Source organism: uncultured Thiodictyon sp. (assembly GCA_903837595.1).
In the GTDB taxonomy this organism is placed as follows: domain Bacteria; phylum Pseudomonadota; class Gammaproteobacteria; order Chromatiales; family Chromatiaceae; genus Thiodictyon.
Genome location: CAILVI010000237.1, coordinates 1 through 9251, shown reverse-complemented (window position 1 = coordinate 9251; position 9251 = coordinate 1). Strand labels below are relative to the sequence as shown.

At 63.1% G+C, this 9251-nt stretch carries 10 protein-coding genes; 2 read left to right on the top strand and 8 right to left on the bottom strand.

Annotation, left to right across the window (positions count from 1 at the left end; translation table 11 throughout):
- Positions 1-89: 89 nt before the first annotated feature.
- The 3 genes from QZY44_RS12665 to QZY44_RS12655 form a co-directional block, all read right to left on the bottom strand.
- On the bottom strand, positions 90-1502 hold the full coding sequence (locus QZY44_RS12665) for a carbohydrate porin (protein WP_295446733.1): 1413 nt from the start codon (positions 1500-1502) through the stop codon (positions 90-92).
- 61 nt (positions 1503-1563) lie between these two features.
- Positions 1564-1752, bottom strand: coding sequence for a hypothetical protein (locus tag QZY44_RS12660; protein WP_295446731.1), 189 nt, complete (start codon positions 1750-1752; stop codon positions 1564-1566).
- Positions 1753-1872: 120 nt separating this feature from the next.
- Positions 1873-2805, bottom strand: coding sequence for a hypothetical protein (locus QZY44_RS12655; RefSeq protein WP_295446729.1), 933 nt, complete (start codon positions 2803-2805; stop codon positions 1873-1875).
- 253 nt (positions 2806-3058) lie between these two features.
- Between QZY44_RS12655 and QZY44_RS12650 the strand changes: the two genes are divergently transcribed.
- Together QZY44_RS12650 and phoU are read left to right on the top strand one after the other, a co-directional pair.
- Positions 3059-3511: a GtrA family protein gene (locus tag QZY44_RS12650; RefSeq protein WP_295446727.1), complete on the top strand. Its 453-nt coding sequence runs from the start codon at positions 3059-3061 to the stop codon at positions 3509-3511.
- Between the two features lie 105 nt (positions 3512-3616).
- Positions 3617-4279, top strand: a complete 663-nt coding sequence (gene phoU / locus QZY44_RS12645; RefSeq protein WP_295446725.1) for a phosphate signaling complex protein PhoU — start codon at positions 3617-3619, stop codon at positions 4277-4279.
- Here phoU and QZY44_RS12640 read toward each other — a convergent pair.
- The 5 genes from QZY44_RS12640 to QZY44_RS12620 all read right to left on the bottom strand — a co-directional run.
- On the bottom strand, positions 4251-5084 hold the full coding sequence (locus QZY44_RS12640; RefSeq protein ID WP_295446723.1) for a hypothetical protein: 834 nt from the start codon (positions 5082-5084) through the stop codon (positions 4251-4253). The two genes, phoU and QZY44_RS12640, sit on opposite strands and share 29 nt — an antisense overlap.
- A gap of 297 nt (positions 5085-5381) precedes the next feature.
- The gene (locus QZY44_RS12635) at positions 5382-6215 is read right to left on the bottom strand and encodes a hypothetical protein (protein ID WP_295446722.1); all 834 of its coding nucleotides are present in this window, start codon (positions 6213-6215) and stop codon (positions 5382-5384) included.
- Between the two features lie 222 nt (positions 6216-6437).
- A complete protein-coding gene (gene phoR, locus QZY44_RS12630) occupies positions 6438-7748 on the bottom strand; it encodes a phosphate regulon sensor histidine kinase PhoR (protein WP_295446721.1) in 1311 nt (436 codons plus the stop codon).
- 8 nt (positions 7749-7756) lie between these two features.
- Entirely contained in the window at positions 7757-8440 is a 684-nt protein-coding gene (phoB, locus tag QZY44_RS12625) for a phosphate regulon transcriptional regulator PhoB (protein ID WP_295446719.1), read from the bottom strand.
- 313 nt (positions 8441-8753) lie between these two features.
- Positions 8754-9251, bottom strand: a 498-nt coding sequence (locus tag QZY44_RS12620) for a PhoU domain-containing protein (protein WP_365304201.1), incomplete at its 5' end; no start/stop codon positions are given.

Sequence of the window (9251 nt, the reverse complement as noted above, 5' to 3'; positions counted from 1 at the left end):
CGTAGGAGCGGCCCCCAGGCCGCGACGGGTTGCCGCAAGGCCCAGCAACCGGGATAATGATCAAGGCCCACGATCGTCTCTGGCGTTACTCAAAAATAAGAAAAATGAAGCCTTACGCCAAAGACATTGACAGGGCCGTGCCGATCTGAATTGTATCCGGGATTTGCAATGTTTTGATAATCAAAACTCAGTTGGGTGTGATAAGGCAACGCGACCTTGTAGTAGGCCTCGAACACATCTTCGGGACGATAGTTTAAGTAGCCATCGCCCACGAACGCACCAAGCCCGCCGGCGGCCAAATAGTTTCTGTGAGCACGCGATATTTCGTTGATAGCATAGGCGATGCCGTAGTTATCTTCGGCCCTTCCCCAACGATTGCCGCTACCCGAAAGACCAATCTGCAGTTGCCGGTCGATTTCGGCAAATGAGGCCTCTTCATATTTGCCGTTGTTGGTCGACCAACGCATAAATAAAGACAGATCCGGTAACAGCGATTGCTCGATATGGATGCCGAATCCCACCTTGGTATTCAGCGAGCGGGTGGTGGTAATGTCCGGCGGTGTTCCCAGCGCGGCCCCGGCGACGACCGCAGCAGTGTAATTTCCCATATTGCCGACATCCCGATAGGCCAATACCTTGACCACACCTGGTAAGTCGCCTAACTTGTGGTCGTGCTCGATCTCCACCTGCTCACCGAAGGCCTTGAGTAACCTGGTGTCCATGCTGGGCGTGTTGGGGATCGCCGGGATTTGAAAATGACCATAGCGAAGCGCCCAGTCATCACTATAATATTCGATTGCGATGCCGGTGGTATAACCGCGTAAGTCAGCGGCGTAGTCGAATCCACCATAGGTCACAAACGACCAGTTCATAAAGTTGCCCCGGGGATCGCCGGCGATGGGGCTGGTATCGAAAATGTCGGTGATAGACATTCTCCCCGCGCTGACCACCAGACGATGTGATTTCACCGTATCTGTGACTTGCGTGAGACCGGGTGAGAGCGCCACGTCGGCACCGCCGAGATTCCAGGTCTGCCGCAAGAATGCACGAGCGATATATTCCGTCATGCGATTCGCGCCGCCGCCTTTCTGTTGCTCGGCATCGATTGGCCCGCCCAAGCCCTTGAGGTCGGAAAGGACATGCGATTGGTATGCTTCAGGATTGACATAAAGTACCGCCCCTCGCCACAGATGGGCAGCGACCAGAGCCGTGGTCGTGAAGCTATAACTGCGCTCGCGTGACGGTATCAGACTATTATAGCCTGGGCTATAAGGTGCAGCAAAGGAATTCTGGTGCTGATAGATATAGGTGCTCTGCAATCCAAATTCGAGTGGACCAGCGTGCATACTTTTGGATGCGTCTTGCGCAATCGGAGAATCGCTATGGGATGGGGGTGCAAATGCGGTCAGACCGACAAGCATGGCAAATGCATAACGGTAGTCGCTGGAGAAATATTTCCACCGCGAAGCGCGAGTGTCATAGCGATCAATGCGATTGACCATCAGTAGGATACCGGCGGCGCGACGCCCTGTTTGCCGAAATATCATAACCAGCCCGAACAGCTCATGTAAGGAATTGAAAAAGGAAGGCCACGGCGTCGCGGCAGGTCTTGGCCGGATTCGGCTTGGCGCCGGTCTTGGTGGTGATATCGATCAGGACCCAATCGCTTTTTACCAGCTCGCAGCTGAGGATGCGCGTGACCGCTGCCCCGCCGGCAATTGCGATGCCGGAGTTATCGAAGGTGCCGGCCAAAAGCGGCACGACGATGGTTAGCAGTGAAGCAGATAGAGTTTTCTATCGGCAATTCTATTATGGGTCTTCTTCGCGCGGAGGCGCTGATGAAGATATCGGCGAGACGAGGCCAATCTGAGGCTACTGCATGCAGCGAACCTGTGCCGTGCCCTGCGCTGCATCCCGTATCTCATCGAGCTGCGCCTGGCGGCAGGCAGCGATACAGCCGGCGAGCGAGCGGGTCTCCGGGTCGAGCGAACTCTGGACTTCCCCGGGCGGGCAGTCTTGCGCCCGGCAGTTCAGGACGGTCTTGGACAAGAGGCCGTCGGTGCGGCATGGGCGCCCGTCGCACAGCTCGAAGCGTTGCACCTGGGCGCATAAGCGGTAGAGTTCGGCGCCGTCCGTGGGTGTGTCCGGTGCGTTGTCGGAGACGGCCTTGGTCGCGGCGGCGACGGCCGCTTCCCGCAGGGGGCGCCGCGCCTTCGGGGGGGCGATGGCCGGAACCGTCTCGGTCTCCACCGCCGGTGGAGCTGCGGCCTGTACCCTGATCGGATAGGTGCGGCCGTCAGCCCAGAGACCATAGTGTCCGGTCTCTCCCCGGGGGATCGCAAACACCTGTTCCAGTTCCACCTCACTGTCGGACAGTCGGTGCTTGCCGAAGACGGGTTTACGCTCTCGCCCTGCTTCGGGGCCAAGTAAGCGCGTCTTGTAGCTGGAGACCGGCGAGGGGTCCGTCGCATCCGCCGGGGCCGTGCCCGGGGTCAGGGGCACTCGGGCGGCGACGACCAGGAACTGGACGTGCGATAACAGCGGGCGGTAGACGGTGCGGTCCTCCGTGATTGTCGGGGTATAGTCCGATCTCAACTCGGCGGTGGCGACGAAGGGCGCGTTTGTCAGCGCTTGCGCGGGTCTGTTGGAAGATCCCTCGGTGATGATGGCACCGTGCGAGGTGCTTCCAATGAGAGGGTCGCTCCTGCATCCGGCCAATGCCAGGACGATCGCGATAATCAGGGCCAGGCCGCAAGCGAGGTCCCGATGCCGTGGCTGCTGTCCGATCACGGTATGATGAGGCATGATGCTGGGCCGGAAAGGGTGAAATTCAGGGGAGCGGAAGGCGACGCCGGAAATGGTAGGGGATATTCTTGCACTTGGCAACGCATATTCTTGGGGTTATGAGAGGGGCGTGTGCCGATGGTGACCTCGGGTTCCCCATGCTGACCCTCCGCGCTCGGTGCAGCGCTGATCAAGTCTCTCCGGTGGCACGCGAGCAGGTGCTCGGTCGCTGGTGCCATCGGGCGGAGTCGGAAGATTCTGGCAAGAGACGCTAATGTCGTGCATCATGCGCTGCCGGATTCTACTCTTCAACCATCGTTGCCGCTGGTGCCAAGTGAAAGGTTTGATACGATTTCTCAAATACGCGAGTGTCGGCGGTGCGACATTTATTATCGATCTGCTGCTGTTGTATCTGTTTATCGATTATCTTGACATTTATTATGTCCAGGCAACGGCTCTGGCATTTGGCGTAGCAGTTTCCATCAATTATTTTGTCAGTCGGCGTTTTGTCTTCACCGGCACCTTGCGTTCGGTGCATGCCGGTTACGCCATCTTTATCTTAATCGCCGGCGCCGGCATGGTGGCGGTCACGGGGCTGATGGTGGTGTTCGTCGAGGTGTTTCATCTTCCTTATTTTCCCGCCCGGATCATCATCGCTGGGATTGTGGGTCTGTGGAATTACGGCATGAATTTGTATGTGAATTTCAAGGTGGCCGGTAAACATTGATGGCAAGGTGCGGCTGTCATCGAACGGTCAGATTAATCGGCTACGCTGGGCGTAGCACCGTCTGTCTGCGGGCGGATATCCATTAATCGATTCGGAGCGCCTATCATGACGGAGTCGCCGATGCTGCTGGAAAAGAAACGCGAGGCATTGAAACAGGCACTGATCGCCCTGGGCGAACAGGTCGATGCGGCGCTGCGCCAGTCGCTGGATGCGCTGCTCGGGCACGATCTTGGCCTAGCCGGCGAGATTGTTGCCGGCGACGCGGCGATCAATCGGCAGCGTCGGCTCTTGGAACAAGAGGCGCTGCTGGTGCTGGCGGCCTACAAACCGGCGGGCCTGGACCTGCGGATGGTCGGTGCTTCCATGGAAATGGTGGCGGAGCTGGAGCGGATCGGCGACTACGCCGCGGACGTGGCCCGGATTCTGCTTATCCACGCCGAAGAAGAGTTCCCGGCCGTGTTGGTCGAGCATGTCGCCGCGATGGGTGAGGCGGCCATCGCCATGTTGTGTGATGCCATGACGGCCTATGGACACAGTGATGCGACGGCGGCGCGGGCGGTCGCGGCCCGGGACGATCAGGTCGACGCCCTCCAGCGAGAGATGATCGACGCGATTGTGGAGCTGATCCGCGACGATCCCGAAGCGGCGGCGCCCGGTGTGGCACTTTCCTGGATCGCGCATCACTATGAGCGCGTTGCCGATCGGGCGACCAACATCGCCGAGCGGGTGGTCTATATCGTCACTGGTGAGACTCCTGATCTCGATTGACCTCGGCCTTGTCTGATGGGTTCACGGTGGCGCTCTCTGCGGGCGCCGCCTTGACGTAATGACGCAATATCCAGCGTGTCTTGGTCTGCGGTTTCATGTGCCGCTGGGCGCCGACCGTCTGCATAAAGACCATAAACCCGGCGCTGGCCACCTCCGCCTGGATCAGCGGGGCCTTGATGGCGACCTCCATCAGGCGCGTCCCGTCTTCGCGTTGCCACAACTCGGCGGTGATCCGCCAGGGATAGGCCGGGTCCGTGAGCGTCCAGCAATGGCCTGCCACTGGGCCCAGGACGCACAATCCCTCATACGCGATGCCTGGACCACCCACGGCGGTGAGAAATGCTTCCTGCTCCTTGCTGAACAGCTTGGCGATGCCCTTCTCGCCAGCGGCCACCTGTTTGATCGCACCCTTGCTCACCGGTACGGTGAGTGAGGCCGACGTGATCGCTCCCGTCTCGCTCAAGTCTCTCTCCAGCTGGAAGCCGTCGCACTCCCGCCACATGGCCGGAATGTCGGCAGCGACGACCGGATGGAACTTGACCGTGCTGTCGTGATCATCGCCGCTGATGCGGCGCGCCCGGGCGATGATCCCCGCCTTGAGCAGGGTGAGGTCCGGGGTATCGAAAAAATAGATGTGACGCGGGGCGTCACTGTCGACGGTGAGCCCGTAGCGAGTCAGTACCCCATCGATCAGGGGGTCCGCGATGCTGGCCTTGAGCGTGATCGCATCGGCGGGCTGCCGGTCCACCTGATCGCGCTTGGCGGCCTCTTTCTTGGTCTCAGGTTTGGCGGCGGCGTTCTTCATGATGAGCATCCTCGTTGGGGCCTAAATGTGGCGAGCGATTGTAGCATCGCAGGGACATGGACGGCTGCGGGATGGCGAATGAAAATCAGCGTTCATAGGCGCCGTTCCAGACTGAAGGGTGGGCCTGGTGGGGCAGGAGATGTCATCAGATCTTCGGTATGAGCCGTGCGCGCCGGACCAAACGCGGTCGGCCGGGACGATAGCGGCGTTCTGGCGCCCGCTGGTGAGCGTGGCAGCGGCGGGCAATCAGCCTGATCATAGACTGGCGCTTTTCGGGGGGTGCGGGAACCTGGTCGCTCAGCCCGACAGCTCGGCCAAGGTGGGGGTCCGGACCGGGCGGGGTGTAACCTGCCGTGTGGCGCGCAGTTGCAGACCAGGCTCGATCAGCTCGGCGCCGAGGACGCGGGCATGCGCCAGGTCCTCCAGGCTGTCAACCCCGTCAAGCCACAAGGCGATGCCGTTGCGCGCCGGTCCCGCGTTGCCGTCGCGCTGCCAGGCCACGAGGTCACGGATATGGGGCGCCACCCAGCGGACGCCCAGCGCGCTCAGCAGGTCCCAGTCGGTATTGCGCAGGTTCGGGCGCGCCGCCAGCAGCCGGTAACCGCGACCCGTGAACTTCCTGGCCGTTGCCTGGAGATGGCTATCCACGTGCAGTGTCGGTGCGTCCAACCGCAGGACGATCTGGTGGGGGCCCAGCCCGAGTAGATGCAACAGGGCCTCGCAATCCCCGCCCTGGTGCTCCGGTCGGGCGGCGAGGTGCCGCAGATGCACATCCAGGACGAGCGACTCGCGCTTGTCATGCCCGTGATGCAGGTGGTTCAATGCATGGAAGGTGCGCAGAAAGCAGTCCAGAAACACCATGTCTTCGGCGTTCCAGGCCTGGACATGGAGTGACTCCGGGCGGGCCGGGTGGCCAGCCGCATCCCGGACCAGGAATCTGGCGCGTCGGCCGAACAATTCCCCGGTTGCGGTATGCACTGGGATCGGATTGGGCGTGAGGATCAAGCCGGCCACCTGTGCGGTCAGCAGGCCGCGGTGGAGTAGGTAACTTGCCCCCTGGCCGAGTAGTGCGTGCGGATGCAGTGCAAGCAACCGGACGTTGAAATAGTCGACGACGTTCGTCAGTGGCATGGCATGGTTCTCCCTGCGGTGGGATTGACTATACCCAATCGATGTTACAGGTCAGCGAGGAATGCCCGCCGCCGTGAGGCGGCGGGAGCGCCGACATTTTGTCGGCGATGGCGTGAAGCGCTGTTTGGTCGTCGGGAAAGAAACGCCCATTTAGATCAACCGCCAAACCGCTCACCGCCTGCGGCGGTTGGCCGACCGGATGTCGGCGCTCCCGCATGGCTGCTAGGCCGCCGCGATCAGGGGCTGCGGCGGTCGCACCAGCGCGCGCCCCGGGGGGAACTGGCAGGTGAAGCGCGAGCCTTTCCCGAGGGTGCTGGCGATTAGCAGATTTGCCTCGTGCCGATTGAGCACATGCTTGACGATGGCGAGCCCGAGTCCGGTGCCGCCGGCGGCGCGCGAGCGACCCTGATCCACTCGGTAGAAGCGCTCGGTGAGTCGGGGCAGGTGCTCAGGTGCGATGCCCTCGCCGTCGTCCGCCACGCTGAAGAGCGCCCCGTCGGCGTCCAGCGCCCAGCGGACGCAGATGCGGGTGCCGGGCGCGGTGTGGCGCACGGCGTTGTAGATCAGGTTGGAGAAGGCGCTGCGCAGCTCGACCTGATTGCCGATGAGCAGCAGCTCCGGGTCGACGCTGCACTCGATGCGATGCCGGCCGTCGCTCAGGGCCAGCGCCTCGTGGACGATGGGCTCCAGTTCGGCGGCCACGTCCACCGGCCCCTGCGCCGTGTCCTGGCCGTCCATCTCCAGTCGCGAGAGGGTGAGCAGGTCGTCTATGATGGAGCGCATGCGCTTGGCCTGGTGCTGCATCAGCGTGAGCGGTCGGCGGTGGTTGACGGGGGTGGCGGGGGCGTCCGCCAGGTTCTCCAGGAAGCCAGCGATAACCGTCAGCGGGGTGCGCAGTTCGTGGGAGGCGTTGGCCACGAAGTCGCGCCGGATCATGTTGAGGTGATAGAGCTTGGTGATATCGCGCGCCACCACCAGACGCTCGCCCTTGTGCTCGCCGAAGGGGGCGATGCGCAGTGAGACCATAAGCGCGCGGTTGTGTTCGGGGGTGATCTCCAATGGGCGCAGATACTCGCCGACCTCGATGAAGGGGGTCAGATCCGGTTGGGCAAGCAGTTCCGAGAGCCGCCGACCCTCGTCCCGCGGCCAATGGACGTCGAGCAAGGGGGCTGCCGCCGGGTTGGCCCATTCGATGCGTTGCAGCTTGTCCAGGATCACCAGCCCGTCCGGTACCGCATCCGCGGCCTGGCGGAAGCGCCGGGTAAAACGGACCTGGCGCTTGCGCCCCTTGCGCCCGCGCTGCTGGTAGCGCGCGAGGCTGCCGTAGACCTCGCCCCAGAGCCCGCGCGGGAAGGGTGGGCTCAGGCGCTGTCGGCGGCGGATCAGGTGCGTGAGCCGCACCAGGTGATAGAGGTGGCGCATCAAATAGGGCAGGGGCACCAGAGGCCAGACCCACGCCGGCGCCATGCCGAACAGGACCAGTGCCGCGCCGAGGGCGAGGGTAATTGCAAGGGCGGCGAGTTCAAAGCGCACGGTCGGGGTCAGGGCTTTTCAGAGAACCGATAACCGACGCCGCGTACCGTCTGCAACAGCCGGTCGTGCCCGGTCGTCTCCAGGGTCTTGCGCAGGCGCCGGATATGCACGTCGACCGTCCGCTCCTCTACATAGACCTGGTCGCCCCACACCCGATCGAGTAACTGGGAGCGGCTGAAGGCACGGTCGGCGTGGGTCATGAAAAAGTGCAGGAGGCGATACTCGGTGGGCGCCACCTCCACCGGCTGGCCCCCGGCGGTGACGCGGCGGCTGACATGGTCGATGTGCAGGCCCGCAATCTCGACCGTATCGGTCTCGTCCGGCCGGGCGCGCCGCAGGACGGCGTTGACCCGGGCGACCATCTCGCGGGGGGAGAAGGGCTTGGCGATATAGTCGTCCGCCCCGGTGTCCAGCCCCTGGATGCGGTCCTGCTCCTCGCCGCGGGCGCTGACCATGATGATAGGGATGGCGCGGGTCTTGGGGTTCAGTTTGAGTTGCTGGGCCAGTTCCAGCCCGGAGCGCCCGGGGAGCATCCAGTCGAGCAGGATCAGGTCCGGTTGTTCGGCGGTGAGGTACCGGCGTGCGTCGTCGGCGTGCCCTGCCTCCAGCACACGAAACCCCGCGCCCTCCAGGGCAAAGCGGATCACCTCGCGGATGTCCGGCTCATCGTCGACGACAAGGATGGTGGCCATGGTGTTGGGTCCTGGTGGGTCCGGTGGATGGTTGCCGGACTGCATTCTAGGCGAGCCGACGCCTAATGCGCGGGCTAATGCTAATGTGCCGCCCCGAAGCCCCGAAGGGGCGCGACATACCAGCCCCGGGCAACGCCCTGGGTATGAGGTATTAGAGATCCTAGCCCTGAAAGGGCGTGACAGACGAGTTTGCGTCGTTATGTCACGCCCTTTCAGGGCTAGGCCGATCACACGAATCTATCCCAGGGCGTTGCCCTGGGCTGGTATGTTCAACCCCGTTGGGGTTGGTACGCATGATTGAGTAGATCGGGTACTAGCCGGGGCGGTGGCGTAAGGTCTCGATCAGGATCTCGCGGTTGCGAAAGCGCACGTCTTTGCCCTCGGCGACATAGATCACCTGCTCGGCGATGGCGCCGGCGTGGCGGCCGATGTGTTCCAGCGCGTGGGCGATCTCGAAGAGCGCTCCCAGATTGGCCGCCGACAGGGGCACCTCGGAGGGGCTGCACAGTGCCGAATGGACGCCGTGGCTGGCCGCGATCAGCGCCGGCTCGTCCTCGAAGATGGTGAGGGCGGTTTGGCTGTCGAACTGGGCCACCGCGGTGATGCTGCGCTCGAACGCGCGGCGCACCAGTTCATCCTGGGTGCGCAGGGCGTTGCCGATCGGGAGCGGCAGCGCGGTGTCGTCGGCGCGGAAATCCAGGGCGCCGCGGGCGATCCGGGCGGCCTTGTCGGCCGCGCGCTCGGCCTCCCCGGCGATGCGGGCCAGCGCCAGGACGATGCGCAGATCCACCGCGGTGGGCTGGCGGCGGGT

What these genes read in the sequence shown, in the direction of transcription:
- QZY44_RS12665 (WP_295446733.1), bottom strand. Translation starts at nt 1,502, where the DNA reads ATGGTCAATCGCATTGATCGCTATGACACTCGCGCTTCGCGGTGGAAA.
- QZY44_RS12655 (WP_295446729.1), bottom strand. Translation starts at nt 2,805, where the DNA reads ATGCCTCATCATACCGTGATCGGACAGCAGCCACGGCATCGGGACCTC.
- QZY44_RS12650 (WP_295446727.1), top strand. Translation starts at nt 3,059, where the DNA reads ATGTCGTGCATCATGCGCTGCCGGATTCTACTCTTCAACCATCGTTGC.
- phoU (WP_295446725.1), top strand. Translation starts at nt 3,617, where the DNA reads ATGACGGAGTCGCCGATGCTGCTGGAAAAGAAACGCGAGGCATTGAAA.
- QZY44_RS12640 (WP_295446723.1), bottom strand. Translation starts at nt 5,084, where the DNA reads ATGAAGAACGCCGCCGCCAAACCTGAGACCAAGAAAGAGGCCGCCAAG.
- QZY44_RS12635 (WP_295446722.1), bottom strand. Translation starts at nt 6,215, where the DNA reads ATGCCACTGACGAACGTCGTCGACTATTTCAACGTCCGGTTGCTTGCA.
- phoB (WP_295446719.1), bottom strand. Translation starts at nt 8,440, where the DNA reads ATGGCCACCATCCTTGTCGTCGACGATGAGCCGGACATCCGCGAGGTG.